Below are 17,119 nucleotides of genomic sequence, written 5' to 3' on the forward strand. Positions count from 1 at the left end.
CCACCGCGCGGTCATGGTTTGTCCGCTGCCGCCGCCGTGCCAAGCAGTGGCTGCATCGCCAGCAATGCCTGCGCACGGTTAGTGACGCCGAGCTTGCGGAAGATCGCGGACATGTGGGCCTTCACGGTCGCTTCGGTAATACCGAGGTCGCCTGCGATCTGCTTGTTCAACCGTCCGTCCGCTAGTGCGAGCATGACCTTCAGTTGCGCCCCCGACAGCGTCGCGAGCAAGTCGCGCGCCGAATGGGTGGGCCAATGGCTCTTGTCGATCGACGGGAAGACCGATTTGCCGACGATGATGTCGCGAAGGCCGGCGGTAAGCTGATCGAGCGGCCAGCTCTTCGATAGAAACCCGACCGCGCCGAGCACCTGTGCTGCCTCGATCACTGACGGATCGCGGATGGACGAAACGAAGGCGATCGGGGTCTGGCCGAGCACGTGCTGTAATCGCAAAAGGCCCGAAAATCCGCGAGAATCGGGGAGTACGAAGTCCAGCAGAACGAGACGGTAGCCTTTGCGGCGAAGTGCAATCACGCGATCGGCTTCATCGATCGAACCCGCCGTATCGATCACAACACCGGGGATCGCGAGCTTGACCGCCAGGATCAGCCCTTCGCGCGTCAGTGGATGATCATCCGCGATCAGTACATGTCCTGCCGTCATTCTGTAGCGCGCCTCCCGGATGATGTCTCGTTTCTGCGCAGCTTGTGCCGTCTGGGGCTACATGCGTATGAAAGTCCTGTATCAAGATCAACGGTTTCGAGCGGGAGCCTCGCAAATTTCCGAACGCGGTTTCACTATTCTGGGCGTCTTCGAACCGATGTCGGGGCTGACGTCGATCATGGCGGAACTGTCCACGCTCGGACATATCGTATACTGTGCCGACACTATAGGGGAGGCGCTTGCGCACGCACGGCACCTGCCCGATCTCGTGGTCGTCGATCTGACGTTGCAGGGCAGCCCGTCCCCGGTCATCGAGGCCGTCCGCAGGTTGTCTCCGCCGGCAAGGCTTGTTCCTGTATTGGCATCCGCACCCATGACGACCGATCACGACAGCTTGATCGATGCTGTGTTGCCGGACCTTGCTGATTTGGCCGCTGTCACGGCGGCGATCGTGGCGTGGAGCCCGGTCGGATTGCTGGCGGGCATCACCCGCCTTGCCGAGGTGTTCGGGGCGAGCGAGATCGACGCACTCGCCGGGCGCTTCCAGATGCAACTGGTGGATGCGGTCGCCGTGATGGATACTGCCCTGGATCGAAGTGCTGCGCATCGGGTCGCCGGGATTGCCGGAACCCTGGGGTTCGCGCGCCTCGGTCAAAGTTGGCTGGCGGTATCGGAAGGCGATGGGACGATGTGCGAGGCCGCGCGTCGCGAAGCACGCGTCGCGATCTACGCGCTCGCCCGGGCAGCGCACGCGCGCGGCGTTTATTAAACCCTTACCGGCTGACGAAAGCTTGGGCCTGTCCGGACACGGCATCGTGATCGAAAGGAATACCAAACCACTCCAACCCCTTAGACTTTGGTCGCAGATCGATATGGCCATCATCCACAAGTAGCATCCCGTTAACCCCACCCGGCTTGAGTGGCTTCATCGCAACGGTGGGTAACAAGCGTGCAAGCAGGGAATGGCAGCAACGGTGGGATTGGGCGCAAGGGGTCGCGTTGCATCACCGCGGCTGTCGCCTTGTTCGCTGCGTCGCCTGCGATCGCCGCGACACCGGCGGGCACGCCGATCGCCAACACCGCCACGATGACCCGCACCACCGATGGCGGTGTGGAGGCGCTCGCGTCCAACACCGTCACGTTGACCACCGCCGAAATCCTCGACGTGACGATCGCGGCCGACCGGGCGACGGCAACGGCGCGGAACGGCGAGACCGTGGCGATAGGCTTCGTCCTGACCAATACCGGCAATGGGCAGGAAGACTATCTCGTCACCATCGGCAGCGGCACGGCCGGGCTCTCGCTCGACCGTCTCGCAATCGATAGCGACGGCGACGGAGTCTATTCCGCCGCGACCGACCAGACGCTTGCACCGGGCGCTGCGGTGCCGCTCGCGCTCGGTCAGACGATCCGCGTGTTCGCGCTGCTCGACGGCGCGCAGGTCACGGCGGCGACCGCCATCACGGCAGTTGCCACCGCGCGCACCGGCAGCGGTGCCGCGGGAACGGCTTACCCGAATGGCGGCGACGGGGGCGGCGATGCCGTCGTCGGTTCAACCGGGGCGACCGCGACTGCGACGACGCAGCTTGCCTTGACCACTGGCGTCCCCACGCTCGCCAAAACGCAAAGCGTACTCGCGCCGGATGGCAGCGCGCGCGCCATCCCCGGCGCGATCGTGACGTACCGGCTCGTCGCGAGCTTCCCCGGTGCGACGCGGGGCGTGGTGATCGACGACCCAGTCCCGACGGGCACCGCTTATGTCCCCGGCAGCTTGCGGCTCGACGATGCAGTGCTGTCCGACGCGAGCAACGACGACGCCGGCAGCGCGACCACCACTGCTATCCGCGTCGCGCTCGGCGACGTCGCGACAGCGGGCAGCCGCAGCATCCAGTTCAGCGTGAAAATACAGTGAGGAACATACCGATGTACAAATGCCTATGCGTGGTCGTCGTGGCCGCAGCGATCCACGCTTCCCCCGCGCTCGCGGCGGGACCGTTGCAGGTCGAATCGCGCGTCCTGACCGAACAGAAGACGCGCGCCGCAGACGGCACGGTCCGCGTCGCGCTCGTGCCGGCGCGCCGGATCGTCCCCGGCGATCGCGTCACCTTCGTGCTGGCCTATCGCAACACCGGCACGCAGCCGATCGGCAATGTCGTGCTCGATAACCCGGTTCCCAAGGGGATCGCATATCGTGCGCCCGCCGCCACCTCCGCCGCGCCCGACCTCTCGGTCGACGGCAAGACTTATGGGCCGCTTGCGAGCCTGCGCGTCGCCACCGCCACCGGCACGACGCGCGCCGCGACCCCGAACGATGTCACCCACGTCCGGTGGCGGCTCGAGCGTCCGATCACGGCCGGTGCGCAGGGCCAACTCGCCTTCGATGCCGTCCTGCGATGATCGACCATCACCAGAAAACACCGTGTAACCAGGGAGTATATAACATGTTTCGGAACAGGGTTCGAACCTTGCTGCTGACGGGATCGGCCGCCGTCGCCAGCATCGGGACCGCACAGGCGCAGACCGCCGCGCAGAATACGACGGCGGGCACAAGCATTAGCAACACCGCGTCGGTAACCTATACCGTCAACGGCACCGCCCAGACGACCAATTCAACGACGGCGACCTTCGTGGTCGATCGCAAGGTCAACTTCACCGTCATCGCCGATCAGGGCGGGACCAAGACGCAGGTCAATCTTGGCCAGACCGATGCCGTCACCAAGTTCAAGGTGACCAACACGACCAACGGCATCCAGGATTTCTTCCTCGATCCGGGCCAGTCGTTGATCGCCGACGGGCTGGTGACCGGAATCGACGATTTCGACATGGGCAACCTTCGGGTGTTCGTCGATTCGAACAACAATGGCGTCTATGATCCTGGCGTCGATACCAGGGCCTATATCGATGAACTCGCGCCGGACGCGTCGATTGCGGTGTTTATCGTCGGCAACGTCCCCGGTTCGGGAACACTGAGCCAGGCGAACGTCAACCTGCAGGTGATCGCGGCGGCGGGCGGACAGGCCAACACGCGTGGTGAGATACTGTTGCCGACCGACCTCAATCTCGCCAACGCCGACAATACGGTCGACATTGTTTTCGCCGACGATGACAATGACGGGATCGGCGTCGATCTGCCGCGCAACGGCCAGGGTCGTGCCTATGCATCGTATGAGATCGGCACGCGCAACGTCGCGCTGACGGTAACGAAGTCCGCGCTTGTCCTGTCGGACGGCGTGAACACGCTCAACCCCAAGTCGCTGCCCGGCGCGACGGTGCAATATTGCCTGCTCGTCCGCAACGCCACGCTTACTGCATCGGCAAACGGCGTCCAACTGAACGACGTGGTCCCCGCGAACACCACCTATGTGCCCGGCTCGATCACGATCGGCGCGCCGGGCGGAAGTTGCGTGCTGCTCGGCTCGACCGAAGATGACGATGCCGACGACGCGACCGAGACCGACGGCGTCACCGCGTCGTTCAACAGCACCAACCGCAACATGAACGCCATCCTCGGCACCGTCGGCGGCGGCGGGGTGACTGCGGTCGCGTTCAAGGTGACGATCAACTAGCCGCCCTCGCGCCCACCACTACAGGAGAAGTGTCCCTCCGGCGCGCGAAACCCGCGCGCCGGGGAACGCCCCGCCATGTCCAGATTCAGGCATATCGCGCATCTTGGCGCCCTCGTCGGGCTTGCCGCCGCCGTCTCCATGACGGCGGCCCCCGGCGTTGCGGCGGAGGTGGCGCGCATTGCCAATACGGCGACGCTCGGCTTCGATGCCTCGAGCGGCCGACAATCGGTTTCCTCCAATACCGTGACGCTCGACGTCACCCGCACCAAGCGCCCGACGACGCTCAGTTTCCGCCTGTTGCCCGTGGGGTATCAGTTGACCGGGCTGAAGTGCGAGACGAACCCAATCAAATTCACGCCCGCATCAATCGACGCTGCGACCTTGGCGAGTGCGCCGAAAGTGGCTGCGATCGACGTGACCTCGCCGTTGATCCTGGTGCTCGATAATGTGGGTGGGAACCGCGACCCCAAAGTCCGCGAGACTTCGCATATCGCGGTTACGACATCGACCACGCGAGGCGAGATCGATCTGCTTGAGACTGGCGTCGACACCGGCGTGTTCGCGGGCGGGGTCCCCGAACGCGGTGGCGGCACCGACGAAACCGCGGCATGCGACGTGACGCGCGGGCGCGGCGCAAACTTCACGCTGTCGTTCACCGAGGATGAGTTCAGCCTGCCGTCCACCGCGTCGATCCTGGTTGACCCGGCAGGCTATGTATTTGATTCGGGCACGGGTGCGCTGGTCGATGGCGCGATCGTCTCGCTGCTCGACGACAATAACCAGCCTGCAGAGGTGTTTGGCGACGACGGGGTCAGCCGGTATCCGTCGACCGTCATCAGCGGTGGGCAGACAACCGACGCCAGCGGGCGTGTCTATGATTTTCCGCAGGGGAATTATCGCTTCCCGTTCGTCGCGCCGGGCGTGTTCCACCTGCGGATCGTGCCCCCGGGCGATTATACTGCGCCGACGACGCGGTCGCTGACAGACCTGACCGCCTTGCGCGACCCCTCGGGCGTGCCGTTCATCCTCAACGACGCCTCGTTCGGCAAACGCTTTACGATCGACACGCCCAACCCCTTCTATTCCGACATTCCGCTCGACCGCGCCGGGGCTAGCAAGCTGCTGCTCGCCAAGACCGCCTCGGTGCGCGAGGCGTCGCCGGGGGATTTCGTGCAATATCTGGTGAGCGTGACCAACCGTGGCACCGACACCGCGCGCAACGTCCACCTGACTGATATCCTACCCCCCGGCCTGCGCTACGAACGCGGGTCGACGCGCGGCGCAAGCGAGGCCGTGCCTGCCGCCGATGGTCGCACGCTCGACTTCACGGTCCCGCCGATCCCCGTCGGGCAGCGCGTCGACATCCGCTACGTCGTTTCGATCGCGCCGGGCGCACCCACCGGAGAGGCGCTCAACCGGGTCCTCGCGTCCGGCAGTGCCGGCGCGACGAGCAACGAGGCTGCCGCTTCGGTGCGGATCACGCCGTTGCTGTTTACCAGTGGCTTTACGTTGATCGGGCGCGTGACCGAGGGCGGATGCGGGGATCCCGACAGCGGGCGTATCGGCATTCGCGGCATCCGCCTGGTACTCGAGGACGGCACCTTCGTCGTCACAGACAAGGACGGCTATTATCACGTCGAGGGCATCCGCCCGGGCAGGCATGTCGTCCAGATCGACACCAACAGCCTGCCAGCCTCGCACGAGCCCGTCGCCTGCGACAGCGACACGCGCACCGCCGGGAGCGCGATCTCGCGCTTCGTCGAGGCCGAGGGCGGATTGCTCAAGCGCGTCGATTTCCAGCTCCGCCCGACCGGCGCGAAGGCCGCCGCCGCCGATGTGCTCCCGATCACGGTGGCGAGCGACAGCGTCGCGGCGGGCGACCGCGACTGGGTGACTGGCCAGACCCCGGGGACCGAGATCCTGTTCCCGACCGCGGACACCAACCCGCGCGCGCCGGTAACGCGCGTCGCGATCAAGCATCTGCCCGGCCAGCGCGTCGCTCTGAGCGTCAACGGGACGCTCGCCGAAGTCCTTAATTTCGACACGACCGAGACCAGCCCCGACAAGACCGTCGCGGTGTCGCGCTGGTCGGGGATCGGGCTCAAGGACGGCGACAACCGGATCGCGGCGCGCGTGCTCGATGACTCGGGGCGGCTCGTCACCACGCTGGAGCGCACGGTCCATTCGTCGACTGCGGCGATCCGCGCGACCTATGCCGCCGAGCAGAGCCGACTGGTTGCGGACGGGCTCACGCGGCCGCTGATCGCGGTGCGCGTGACCGATCGCGACGGCCGCCCGGTGCGCGACGGCACACTGGTGCCGTTCACAGTCGACCAGCCCTATAGCGCCGCGATCGACGTTGAACTCGCGCAGCAGCGCCCGCTCGAAGGCCGTGGCCGCGCTGCCGCGACCGCGCGCGTGACCGGCGACGACGGCCTGGCGTTTATCGCGCTCGAACCCACGACGCAGGCGGGGGCGGTGCATGTTTCGGTTACGCTGGCTGAAAAGGAGCAGACCCACACCAGTGACATCCGCGCCTGGCTGGCGGGCGCGGCGCGTGACTGGATGGTGGTCGGCTTCGGGGCGGGGACGCTCGGCTACGACACGCTCAAGACGCACAGCCGCACGCTTCCGCGCGGGATGCGCGGCGGGGTCGTCAGCGACGGGCAGCTCGCTTTCTATGCCAAGGGGCGGATCAAGGGCTCGTGGCTCGCGACGATCGCCTATGACAGCGACCGCACGATCGACCGGAGCCGCGGACTGCTCGGCACGATCGACCCGGATCGCTATTACACCGTCTATGGCGACGGCTCGCAGCAGGGCTATGACGCCGCGACCCAGCGCAAGCTGTACCTGCGACTGGAACGCCGCAACCTCTACGCAATGCTCGGCGATTTCGAGACCGGGCTGACCGACACGCAGCTCACGCGCTACAGCCGCACGCTTAACGGCCTGAAGGCCGAATATCAGGGCAATCGCATCCTGTTCAGCGCGTTCGCGGCGAACACCGATCAACTGTATGCGCGCGACGAAATCCAGGGCAACGGCCTGTCCGGCCCGTACCGCCTGTCGGGGCGCGACATCGTCCCCAACAGCGACAAGCTCCGGCTCGAGACTCGCGACCGGATCCGGCCCGAGTTGATCCTGTCGGCCAAGCAGATGACCCGCCACATCGATTACGACATCGACGCGAGCGCGGGCACGATCCGCTTCCGTGAGCCCGTGCTGGGGCGCGACGGCGCGAACAACCCGGTGTTCATCGTCGTGGATTATGAGACGGAAGGCCGCACCCGCCAGCTCGCAACCGGAGGCCGCGCGGCGATCCGGCTGGCCAAGGGCCGCGCGCAGCTCGGCGCGAGCGTGCTCCGCGACGAAACCGCGGGCAATGGCACCGTCGCTGGGATCGACCTCAAGGCCAAGCCGACCGCCAACAGCGAAATCCGCGGCGAAGTCGCAACCGGCGGCAGGCTCGGGATTGGCAGCGGTCGCGCGTGGCTCGCCGAGGGCGAAGTGCATATCCGCCGCGCCGACGTGCTGGTTTACGGCCGCAGCCAGGATCGCAGGTTCGGCCTGGGGCAGCAGAACGTCGTCGAGGCGGGAACACGCAAGTTCGGGATCGACGGGCGCGTCGCACTCGCTGACAAGCTTGCGATGACGCTGACCGCGTGGACCGCGGCGCAGCTCGACGCCCCTGGCGCACGCACCGCTGCCGAGACGCGGCTCGAATATCGCCGGACGCACGGCACGCTGTTCGTCGGCGGTACCTATGCGGATGACCGCGGGATCGACGGGCAGGCACGGCATTCGCGGCTGCTGACGCTCGGCGGGACGCAGGACCTGTTCGACGGCAAGCTGGTGATCGGTGCGCAGGCGCAGGTGGCCCCGGGCGGCGACAAGGAAAGCGTCGACTTCCCGCTGCGCCAGCAACTCACCGCCGCGCTGCGCCTGCGCGAGGGCATTCGCCTGCTCGCGGGCTATGAGATTTCGCAAGGCCGCGATTTCACCGCAAACACCGCACGCGTCGGGTTTGACGTCGCCCCCTGGTCGGGTGCCAAGCTGATGAGTACGCTCAACCAGCAAGCGGCAAGCCAGGCAGAGCTCCCGGTCGGCAACACCGCGTCGACCGGCGGCGAGAACGGCCAGCGGACCTATGCGCAATATGGCCTCAACCAGTCGATCAAGTTCGGCAAGCGCTGGAACATGGACCTGACGCTCGACGCTAACAGCACGCTGCGTGGGCGGGTGCCGACCGGCGCTCTGGTCAACGCTTTCGCGAGCACCGCAAACACCCCGATCGCCGGGCAGTACGGCAATGACGGCGATTATGTCGCGGCGACGATCGGTGCGGGATATCGCGCCGAGCGCTGGTCGTGGAACGGCCGCGTCGAATATCGCCGGTCGGACCAGAGCAATCGCTGGACGCTCAACACCGACGCGCTGCGCTCGCTCGGCCAGGGTCGGACGCTGGCGGCAAGCGTGCGCTATTCGGACCTGACCGACACACGTGGCGCGCGCGCCGCCTTCGGTACCGCCGACCTCGCGCTCGCGCTGCGTCCGCAGGACAGCCGCTGGTCGCTGCTCGAACGTCTGCAGGTTCGCAACGAACAGGCCGATGCCGGGATCACCGGCACCAACGTCATCGGCGTGCCCGCGTTTGGCGGCGGCTTTCAGTCGACGCTGCGGCTGATCAACAACGTCGCGGTCAATTACCGCACCGGGCCGGAAGGCGCGGGTCATGGGTTCGAGGCAACGGTCTATTATGGCGCAAAGTGGGTGCGGGGATCGTTCGGCGACGATGATTACACTGGCTATATCGACGTGATCGGCTTCGATCTGCGCCGCGATGTCGGTCGGCGGTTCGACATCGGAGTGCAGGGTTCGGTGCAGCACGCCTGGGGCCGCGGCAGTGTGGCGTTCAGCGGCGGCCCGTCCGCCGGCGTATCGCCTGCGCAGAACGTGTGGATCTCGGTCGGTTACAACATCACGGGTTATCGCGACCGCGACTTCGAGGCGGATCGCTACACCCGGTCGGGCGCGTACGTCACCGCGCGGCTCAAGTTCGACCAATGGTCGCTCGGGCGTGCCGGCCGCACGATCTTCGGGGGCGCGAAGTGATGTGGCGGGCAATCCTTGTGGTGGCGGGGCTGGGGATCACGGTGCTTCCGCAGGCGGGCAGGGCGGATCCACTGACCGTGACCAAGAACGCGCTCGTCGTCGCGGATCAGGTCAACCTTGCCGCGCCTAAGGCGCTCCCGGGGGCGACGGTCGATTATCGTGTTCTGTTTACCAACCCGACCGGTAATCTGCTGACCCCGGTGCGCAATATCAGTGTCGAGGACGTGTTGCCGACGCGCGTCATGCTGCGGGTCGCGGATCTTGCGGCGGCGGGGAAGGGGCCGGTCGAGTTCCTCGACGGCAGTCTGCTCGGGCTCGGATTGCTGGGCAGCGGGCTGACGTGCGGTTTCACGTCCTATGCCAGCACGACCGACTGCATCGACTTCTTCGACGGCACGAGCTGGACCTACGTGCCGACCCCCGATGCCGACGGCTACGACGCGCGGGTCCGTGCGATCCGGGTCAAACCGGTTACGACCTTCACAACCAACGGCTCCTTCCAGATCCGCTACAGGGTAAAGATCCGATGACCTACATGGCTCCCATCGTCCCACCGCACCGGTTGATCGAGCGCCGCGAGGATGAGCGTTACCGACGTGTTCTGGCGACCGGCAAGCTGATCCTTGGCGATTGCGAGATGTTCTGCTTCGTCCGCGACCTTTCCACACGCGGGGCCAAGATCGAGACGCTGACGGTGCCGGTGATCGGGCAACAGCTCGTCTTCGAAATGCGCGGGCTCGGGCCGTGCTCGGCGCGTGTGGTGTGGAATCGGGAGCATCTCGTCGGGCTGGCGTTCGATAGCCCGCAGGATCTTGCCGCGATCTCGGATCGCGGGACACGTCAGGGCTATTGTGCCCGTGCGCCGCGCTTCGCGACCGATCGGCTGGCGCAGTTGCGGATCGGTGGATCGACGGTCGCGGTCGAACTGGTCGATCTCAGCGCAGGCGGCGCCCGGTTGCGTGGCGCGGGCGCACCGCGGATCGACACCGCCGCGTCGCTGATCATCGACCGGATCGCACCGCGCGCCGGCTTTGTTCGGTGGGCGCGCGATGGGGACATCGGTTTCCAGTTCACCCCGATCCTGGATTTGCCGACGCTGATGCAGATCCTGCGCTGAGCTACTTTTTCGGCAGTTTGACCGCGGTCACTTCCAGTTCGACCAGATACATCGGGGCGACGAGATTGGCGACTTGGAAGGTCGATCGCGCAACCGTGTTGGGGTTCGCGGCCGAGCCGAAGAACGTCTGGAAGCCTGCGTTGAATCCCGCAAAATCGATCTTGCCGAGTTTCGGGTCGGCCGCGAGGAACGCCTGCATCTTGATAACGTCGGCCATCGCATAGCCCTTGGACTTGAGCAGCGCCTCGATCTTGGTGAGGACACTGACGGTCTGGGTCTTGGTGTCGCCGAAGTCATCGACCACTGCTTTCTTCGCAGGGTCGATCGGGTCCGCCAGCTGGCCCGACAGATAGAAAGTCTCATGTCCCGCCGGCACGATCACGCCCTTGAGGATCATGCCGGGCTTGCCGTCGGGGCCGGGGCTGACGATGCGATCGACCTGCGCGGGGGCTGCGTGGGCGGTGGAGGCGAGGGTGAGGGCCGCCACTGCGGTCGCGATGATGAGCTTCATACGAATGGTTTCCTTCAACGGATCAATTGGCCTGGATCGGTTTCTTGCTCGATGGGTCCGGTGCGTCGCCCGTGCGGAGTGCAGCCACCTGGGCAGGGGTGACTGGCGTTGCCGCATTGCCCCAGGACGTCCGCACGAAGGTCAGCGCCGTCGCGATCTGTGCGTTGGTCAGATCCCCCTTGAACGCGGGCATGCCGCCGCGACCGTTGAGGACGACAAGGATCGCGCCCGCAGGCTTGCCGGTAACCAGCGTGCTGCCCGCAAGCGCCGGGAATGCCCCGCGGATTCCCTTGCCGTCGGGTTGGTGACAGGCGGCGCAATTGTCGGTGAAGGTTTGCAGCGCGGACGGTGCCGGGGATGCCCCACTCGCCAGTGGCGGGGTGTGGGTGGTCTGGGCGAAGCCAGCCACCGCCAGCGTGGCGGCGGCAAAGGCGACAGGGATCGTGTACCGCATCGCGCTCACCCCTTCATCGCGCGCGCATGGAGGCGCTCGACCTGCTGCCATGCGGATTCGAATGCGCCCGCCTGCCAGCCGCCAAGATAGCTCAGATGTTCGCCGGCAAGGTAGATGCGGTCATCCGGTTCGGTCAGGACCGGATAGGCCGTCGCGCGTGCATCCTCGCTCCATACGCCCCAACCGCCAAGGTTGTACTTCACCCGGTGCCACGCGACCGAAAACCCGGTCTCGAAGCTTTCCTTATAGGCCGGGAAAATCTTCTGCCCGTAATCCACCGCGGTCGCCACGCGATCGGCGGCGGACCTACCCGACACCTTCGCCGCAGCCGCGCCGAAATTGTAATAGCCGAGCAGGACGCCCTTCTGGCTCTGCCAGCCGGTCGAGGGCAGCGAGATGCTGTTGATCTCGGGATTGTCGCAATAGACATGGCCGCCGTAGATCGAATGATCCTCTTCCCAGAAGCGCCGTTTCATCTGCAACCCCATCTTGCCGACGAGCGCATAGCTGCTCTTTTCCATGGCGGTCTTGAAGCGCGGGGACAGGCCGTGGTCGATCGTCTTCAGCACCGACAGGGGAATCGTGCAGATACACCAGTCGGCAGTAAGCGTTTCGGCCTGCCCTTCCTTGACAACGTCGATCGTGACGCCGTTGCCGTTCTGCCGGATGCGTTGCACCTCGGTCGAGAAACGAATCATTCCGTCGGGCAGGTGGCGTGCGATCGCCTTGGGGATCTGCTCCATCCCCTGCACCGGCTGGAACATCGTGCGTTGCTGTTCCCAGTCGGAGACGCTGTGAAGCAGCTTGCCCATGCCGCTGTTAAGGACATCGGTGATGGCGTACGGCGAAGAGGGCTTGCCCGGGCCCGGATTGATCCCGGCGCCAGGCTCGACGAGAAAGCCGCGCCCTGCCGTGCCGGTATAATTGAAGTCCTTCTTGGACAGATACCCGAAGCTCACCAGGAACTCGATGAAGCGTTCCTTGTCGGCGCCGCTCATCTGCGCATCCAGAGCCCCCTGTTGCGACAGCTTGGCGAGAATTTCCGACGTGTAGCCGAGCAAGTCAGCCGCGACCTGGCCCTTGCGGATCGGCTTGCCGCCCAGCGGCCCGGGCGCCTTCTCCATGTAGAGGAAACTGGCGTCATTGTCGTTGTTGAACAGCTCGAGCGGCACGTTGAACAGTTTGGTGTAATGCAGTGTCGAATGGTGATGATAGGGGATCCGCCACGGGCCGATGTTGACGTACAGCCCTTCGTCGAAGTCGCACGTCTGCGGCTGGCCACCGAGTTCGGTCAGTTGAAATCCCTTGCGCGCGGTCTGTGCGCGGCCACCCGCGAAGGCGCGCGCCTCCACAACGGTCACGGCATAGCCCGCCTTGGTGAGTTCATACGCGGAGGCGAGGCCGGCATTGCCTGCCCCGAGCACGATGACTCGGTTCTTTTTGGGCGTTCCGGCGAGCGACGGCGGGGCCGCCATGGCCGAGCCGATGCCGAAGCCAAGTGCATCCATGCCCGCAAGCAACATCGCCGTACCGCCGGCTTTTGCCAGCTTCTCAAGAAAATAACGCCGGGTCTGGCCACTCAACGCCATACCCATATCCAAGTCGTTCATCAGACACCCCTTGTTGATTGTCGTTGACGCATACAAAGGCGGACAGGCGTCGCCCCAGACGCCTGTCCGCCATGATCAAAGCTTGAAGTTCAGGCGTGCGTAGTAATAGCCGCCGTTGATGCCGTAAGGCGATATGGTCGGATACTTGCTGGTAGAATATCCGCGCTCTCCGTTGGTCAACTGCGCGTTGCGGATGAACTCCTTGGACCGCTCCGTCGGATACTGGTTGAACAGATTGTTCGCCCCGATCGATATCTTAAGCGGAGCAAAGATCTGGTAGCCAATTTCGAGGTCGGTGAGGAATGCGCTCTTGACCGGTACCTTGATCAACTTGCCCGCGTCCGGACCGCTGCGTGCTGTCTCTAACGAATAGACCTCGGAGTAGAAGCTTTCGCGCGCATTGATGCTGAACTTGTTCCACGACCAGAAGGCGTTGAACGTCCCCCGGAACCGCGGCGTGCTATGTTCCAGTTCGACGACGCTACCCGTGTCGATCAATCCAGTCAGGCCCGGGTTGGCCGTGCTGGAGTATAAGGCAGAGGGCAGGGCATTGATGCTCAATACCTTGTTCGCATTGTAATTGGCGGTGAAGGTCAGGTCGACATCCCCCATGCTGCCCAGCCCAGCGGAGTAATTGGCCATAAGATCGACGCCGCGGGTCCGCATCTTCACGCCGTTGACGAAGCTCTGCACTGCGACGCTGCCGTCGGTGGCGCGGTTTGCGCCATCGAACAGGACGTAGCTGGGAATGCTCGTGGCATCGGCGAGCGACCCAATGCTGGTACTGCCCCCGAGCGCGCCGTTGACCGCTCCCAGCACCGCCAACTGATTGTAGATCTTGTAGCGATCGTCGTCGTACGGAAGACAGGCGCCAGCGTTGCTGCCGGCATAGCCCGCAGGGCAGCGGTTGCCGGTGAAGCCGCTGAAGCTCGACGAGATCATGATGCGGTCGCGGATCGTGATTTGATACGCATCGATCGTCAGCGTCAGGCGGCGAACCGGATTGAACACCATGCCAACGCTGAAGTTGGTCGACTTTTCGGGCTTCAGGCCGCCAAAGCCTAATGCACCGGCTGCCTCCGATGCCGGTGGAAGAACCCCGCTGACCGAGCTTGGCCCGACATTGATCCCCGAATAGCCGCCTTCGGCGAGAGTCGGGGCGCGGAACCCCGTACTGACCGTGCCGCGCAGCGCGAACGCCTTGGAGAAATCGTAGCGGCTGGTCAGCTTGAAGACCGTGGTGTCGCCGAAGTCGCTGTAATGTTCGTGACGGACTGCCGCATCGACCAGCAGGTCGACCACCGGGCGGGCACTGACGTCGAGATATTGGGAGAAGTTGTCGCGCTTGTACGTGCCCGCGTCGTTTGGACTGTAGCCGAAGAAGGATTGCGCGCCGCCGCCATAATAAGACGCCGGATCGCCCTCCTTGATGCCGTAGGTTTCGTGCCGGAATTCCAACCCGCCCGCGATATTGACCGGGGCGGACAGCCCGATGTCGAGTTCGTGCGTCAGGTCGAGCGTATTGCTCCACTGCGTTGCGAAGAAGTCCCCATTGTGGAAGTTCGTCGGCGTGAAGCCGGTATCGCGATACAGCTGCGCGTTCGCCGAATTGAGGACGTTGACCTCGACGAAATCCTTTCCGTAGGTGGAGGCGAGGTCGAAGCCGATCTTGCCGATGCTGCCCTTGATGCCGCCGGTAAAGGAATAATCCGTTTCCTGGATATTCTCCTGCGGTTGGAAGCCTCCGGGGTAGAAGGGCACGCCCGCAACACCGCCCGCGGCCTTGGTGCCGGCGCCGCTGACCACGGTCGTCGGCGGACGCGTGTTTTCGTAAGCCGTCGCCGTCTTGTGGCCATAGCTGCCAGAGCTGTAGAGTTCGAAGCCGCCGATCTCGTATCCGGCATTGTAGTTGACGACAGTCTGATCGATCTTCGGGTCGCCGATGATCCGGTTGGTGTAGGGGTACCCCGGCAATTTGCCGATCTCCGGGTATTTCTGCAGCAGGTTGACCGCTTGCGGGTTGATATCGCCGCGGAAGCTGAACCCCTTGCGCTTTTTCTGTGCGGAAATGTTGAGAAAGGCACCGTCGAATGGTGCCAGGCCGATGTTGGCACCGATGGCGTAGGTTTCCCCTCCCTCGTCGTAATATTGGCCGCCCGTCGCGTTGGCGCTGATCCCGTGATCGGTCTTTTTCTGGATGAAGTTGATCACGCCTGCGATCGCATCGGTGCCATATTGTGCGGCGGCGCCGTCTTGCAGGACTTCGACGTGATCGATCGAATCGGGCACGATGAAGCTGATGTCGGGCGCCGCGCTGCCGCCGTACGGACCGCCAGCAACCGAGACGTTTGCGGTGCCGTGGCGGCGTTTTCCGTTGACCAGGATGAGCGTATGGTTCGGGCTGAGGCCGCGCAGCTTCAGCTGGAGGTTGTGCGCCTGAAGATCACTGCCAAAAGCCTGCGCCTGGATCGACGGAAGGTTCTGCGCGAGGCTGGTCAGCAGATCGGGCGAGCCCGTGCGCTGTAGCGCTTCCGAACCGAGCAACTGGATCGGTGCCGGACTGTCGGCGGCACGCATCCCCGTCGTGCGCGTACCAGTAACGATGATGGACTCGTCCGCTTGCCCGGCGTCGTCCGGGTCGGTTGGAGCGACGGCAGAGACGGGTTGCAAGGTAACTTGCGCAAAAACCGGTTGTGCAGCAATTGGCAACGAAATCGCCAGAGCGATACGTGATATACCTGTCGAGATTCTCATAGATGGCCCCCCATTATGGTTGCCCTCTAGACATCGTCTCCACATCCCGATGGTCATCGCCATCTAGGTGTATAACGCCCACATCTATATAGTTTAAAAGATCTACTTACTCCGTTGCTTGATCTGGAATGTTTCATTCTTTTTACGGCTTGGCAATACGCATCCGGGGAAATGTGTACGATATTCGGGTGGCGTCCTGACCGCAGGGGGGGCGCGGATCGAACAGGCTGCGACGTCCGGACCGCCCCGTCACCGTAGCGATTGATGTTTTGCAGCTTTTGCTCGAAACATGAGCGCGCATGACAGACGGCTTTTTCAAAGTGCGAGAGTGGCACGGTGTCGACCGTGCACGGTTCCGGTCGGAAATCGTCCCGTTGCGCCGGCCCGCGATCCTGCGCGGGTTGGCGAAGGACTGGCCGGCGGTGCAGGCGTCGCTGCAGTCGCCGGAAGCACTGTGCGACCACATCCGGGCCGCGGACCTTGGCAAACCGGTGCCCGCGTTCCTTGGGCCGCCACAGATCAAGGGGCGATTCTGGTATCGCGACGATTTGCGCGGCCTGAACTATCAGCAACGCATCGCGCCGATCGGCGAACTGCTCGACGTGTTGCTAAGCGTGCGAGAGGAAGCGGAGCCGCCTGCCTTTTATGCGGGGGCGATCCCGGTGGCGGAGAACTGCCCCACCTTTGCCCGCGACAACGCCACCGACATCGTCGGGGAGGGCGCGAGTCCGCGGCTATGGATCGGCAATCGCGCGACGGTCTCGACGCATTTCGACATGTCGGAAAACATCGCGGTGGTCGTCGGCGGGCGGCGCTGCTTCACGTTCTTCCCGCCGGAGCAGGTGCGCAACCTGTATGTCGGCCCGTTCGACTTTACCTTCGCGGGGCCGCCGGTGAGCATGGTCGATCTGCGCGCGCCCGATCTGGAGCGTTACCCACGCTATGCCGAGGCGATGGCGACGGCGGAGGAAGCCGACCTGGAACCGGGGGATGCGGTCTATGTGCCGTACATGTGGTGGCATCAGGTCGAGGCGCTGGATGCGGTGAATGTGCTGGTCAATTACTGGTGGAACGTCGGCGAGCGGGCCTGGCCGGGCTCGCCGTTCAAGACGCTGATGCATGCGATCATGACGATCCGCGATCTGCCCAAACGCGAGCGTGATATCTGGCACGCGTGGTTCGATCACTACGTATTCGGTCAAGCGCATGATGCGGTTGCGCATCTTCCGGCAGGCGGGCGCGGCGCGCTTGGCGACATGACGCCCGAGCGGGTTGCGGCGGTCAAACAGTATCTGATGGACGAACTGCGCCGCTGACGCGGTACGAAGAG

The 17,119-nt window shown here is 64.5% G+C and carries 13 protein-coding genes; 8 read left to right on the forward strand and 5 right to left on the reverse strand.

The annotated features are described in order from the left end of the window. Nucleotides 1-11: 11 nt before the first annotated feature. Complete coding sequence (locus ABIC17_RS03815) at nt 12-662, reverse strand: response regulator transcription factor (protein ID WP_354279300.1); 651 nt, start codon at nt 660-662, stop codon at nt 12-14. Between the two features lie 61 nt (nt 663-723). On the opposite strand from ABIC17_RS03815, the gene ABIC17_RS03820 reads away from it, so the two are divergent. The 7 genes from ABIC17_RS03820 (at nt 724) to ABIC17_RS03850 (ending at nt 10,460) form a co-directional block, all read left to right on the forward strand. After that, nucleotides 724-1,431, forward strand: coding sequence for a response regulator (locus ABIC17_RS03820; protein WP_354279301.1), 708 nt, complete (start codon nt 724-726; stop codon nt 1,429-1,431). A 180-nt stretch (nt 1,432-1,611) separates the two neighbouring features. Next, nucleotides 1,612-2,574 (forward strand): hypothetical protein, encoded by a 963-nt coding sequence (locus tag ABIC17_RS03825; protein ID WP_354279302.1) that lies wholly within the window; start codon nt 1,612-1,614, stop codon nt 2,572-2,574. Between the two features lie 11 nt (nt 2,575-2,585). Further along, a complete protein-coding gene (locus ABIC17_RS03830; protein WP_354279303.1) occupies nt 2,586-3,059 on the forward strand; it encodes a hypothetical protein in 474 nt (157 codons plus the stop codon). A gap of 44 nt (nt 3,060-3,103) precedes the next feature. Continuing rightward, complete coding sequence (locus ABIC17_RS03835; RefSeq protein WP_354279304.1) at nt 3,104-4,228, forward strand: hypothetical protein; 1,125 nt, start codon at nt 3,104-3,106, stop codon at nt 4,226-4,228. 75 nt (nt 4,229-4,303) lie between these two features. Beyond that, complete coding sequence (locus tag ABIC17_RS03840) at nt 4,304-9,343, forward strand: hypothetical protein (protein WP_354279305.1); 5,040 nt, start codon at nt 4,304-4,306, stop codon at nt 9,341-9,343. Further along, a complete protein-coding gene (locus ABIC17_RS03845; RefSeq protein ID WP_354279306.1) occupies nt 9,343-9,873 on the forward strand; it encodes a hypothetical protein in 531 nt (176 codons plus the stop codon). The genes ABIC17_RS03840 and ABIC17_RS03845 overlap by 1 nt, the downstream gene beginning before the upstream one ends. A 5-nt stretch (nt 9,874-9,878) precedes the next feature. Continuing rightward, nucleotides 9,879-10,460, forward strand: a complete 582-nt coding sequence (locus tag ABIC17_RS03850) for a PilZ domain-containing protein (RefSeq protein WP_354279307.1) — start codon at nt 9,879-9,881, stop codon at nt 10,458-10,460. A 1-nt stretch (nt 10,461) separates the two neighbouring features. Here ABIC17_RS03850 and ABIC17_RS03855 read toward each other — a convergent pair whose 3' ends face one another. From ABIC17_RS03855 to ABIC17_RS03870, 4 genes are all read right to left on the reverse strand, one after another. Beyond that, nucleotides 10,462-10,971, reverse strand: coding sequence for a RidA family protein (locus tag ABIC17_RS03855; RefSeq protein ID WP_354279308.1), 510 nt, complete (start codon nt 10,969-10,971; stop codon nt 10,462-10,464). A 22-nt stretch (nt 10,972-10,993) separates the two neighbouring features. After that, the gene (locus tag ABIC17_RS03860; RefSeq protein WP_354279309.1) at nt 10,994-11,425 is read right to left on the reverse strand and encodes a c-type cytochrome; all 432 of its coding nucleotides are present in this window, start codon (nt 11,423-11,425) and stop codon (nt 10,994-10,996) included. A 5-nt stretch (nt 11,426-11,430) separates the two neighbouring features. Next, nucleotides 11,431-13,035, reverse strand: coding sequence for a flavin monoamine oxidase family protein (locus tag ABIC17_RS03865; protein WP_354279310.1), 1,605 nt, complete (start codon nt 13,033-13,035; stop codon nt 11,431-11,433). Nucleotides 13,036-13,110: 75 nt separating this feature from the next. Continuing rightward, entirely contained in the window at nt 13,111-15,705 is a 2,595-nt protein-coding gene (locus ABIC17_RS03870; RefSeq protein WP_354279311.1) for a TonB-dependent receptor plug domain-containing protein, read from the reverse strand. Between the two features lie 383 nt (nt 15,706-16,088). Here ABIC17_RS03870 and ABIC17_RS03875 point away from each other — a divergent pair, with 383 nt between their 5' ends. Further along, nucleotides 16,089-17,105: a cupin-like domain-containing protein gene (locus tag ABIC17_RS03875; protein ID WP_354279312.1), complete on the forward strand. Its 1,017-nt coding sequence runs from the start codon at nt 16,089-16,091 to the stop codon at nt 17,103-17,105. The last annotated feature ends 14 nt before the right edge of the window (nt 17,106-17,119 follow it).

Origin of the sequence: Sphingomonas sp. PvP056 (assembly GCF_040549155.1) — a bacterium.
GTDB lineage: Bacteria > Pseudomonadota > Alphaproteobacteria > Sphingomonadales > Sphingomonadaceae > Sphingomonas.

Bases quoted from the DNA above. Each gene is read 5' to 3' on its own strand.
- ABIC17_RS03820 (WP_354279301.1), top strand. From the start codon at position 724: ATGCGTATGAAAGTCCTGTATCAAGATCAACGGTTTCGAGCGGGAGCC.
- ABIC17_RS03855 (WP_354279308.1), bottom strand. From the start codon at position 10,971: ATGAAGCTCATCATCGCGACCGCAGTGGCGGCCCTCACCCTCGCCTCC.
- ABIC17_RS03840 (WP_354279305.1), top strand. From the start codon at position 4,304: ATGTCCAGATTCAGGCATATCGCGCATCTTGGCGCCCTCGTCGGGCTT.
- ABIC17_RS03830 (WP_354279303.1), top strand. From the start codon at position 2,586: ATGTACAAATGCCTATGCGTGGTCGTCGTGGCCGCAGCGATCCACGCT.
- ABIC17_RS03860 (WP_354279309.1), bottom strand. From the start codon at position 11,425: ATGCGGTACACGATCCCTGTCGCCTTTGCCGCCGCCACGCTGGCGGTG.
- ABIC17_RS03875 (WP_354279312.1), top strand. From the start codon at position 16,089: ATGACAGACGGCTTTTTCAAAGTGCGAGAGTGGCACGGTGTCGACCGT.
- ABIC17_RS03850 (WP_354279307.1), top strand. From the start codon at position 9,879: ATGGCTCCCATCGTCCCACCGCACCGGTTGATCGAGCGCCGCGAGGAT.
- ABIC17_RS03815 (WP_354279300.1), bottom strand. From the start codon at position 662: ATGACGGCAGGACATGTACTGATCGCGGATGATCATCCACTGACGCGC.
- ABIC17_RS03835 (WP_354279304.1), top strand. From the start codon at position 3,104: ATGTTTCGGAACAGGGTTCGAACCTTGCTGCTGACGGGATCGGCCGCC.
- ABIC17_RS03865 (WP_354279310.1), bottom strand. From the start codon at position 13,035: ATGAACGACTTGGATATGGGTATGGCGTTGAGTGGCCAGACCCGGCGT.
- ABIC17_RS03845 (WP_354279306.1), top strand. From the start codon at position 9,343: ATGTGGCGGGCAATCCTTGTGGTGGCGGGGCTGGGGATCACGGTGCTT.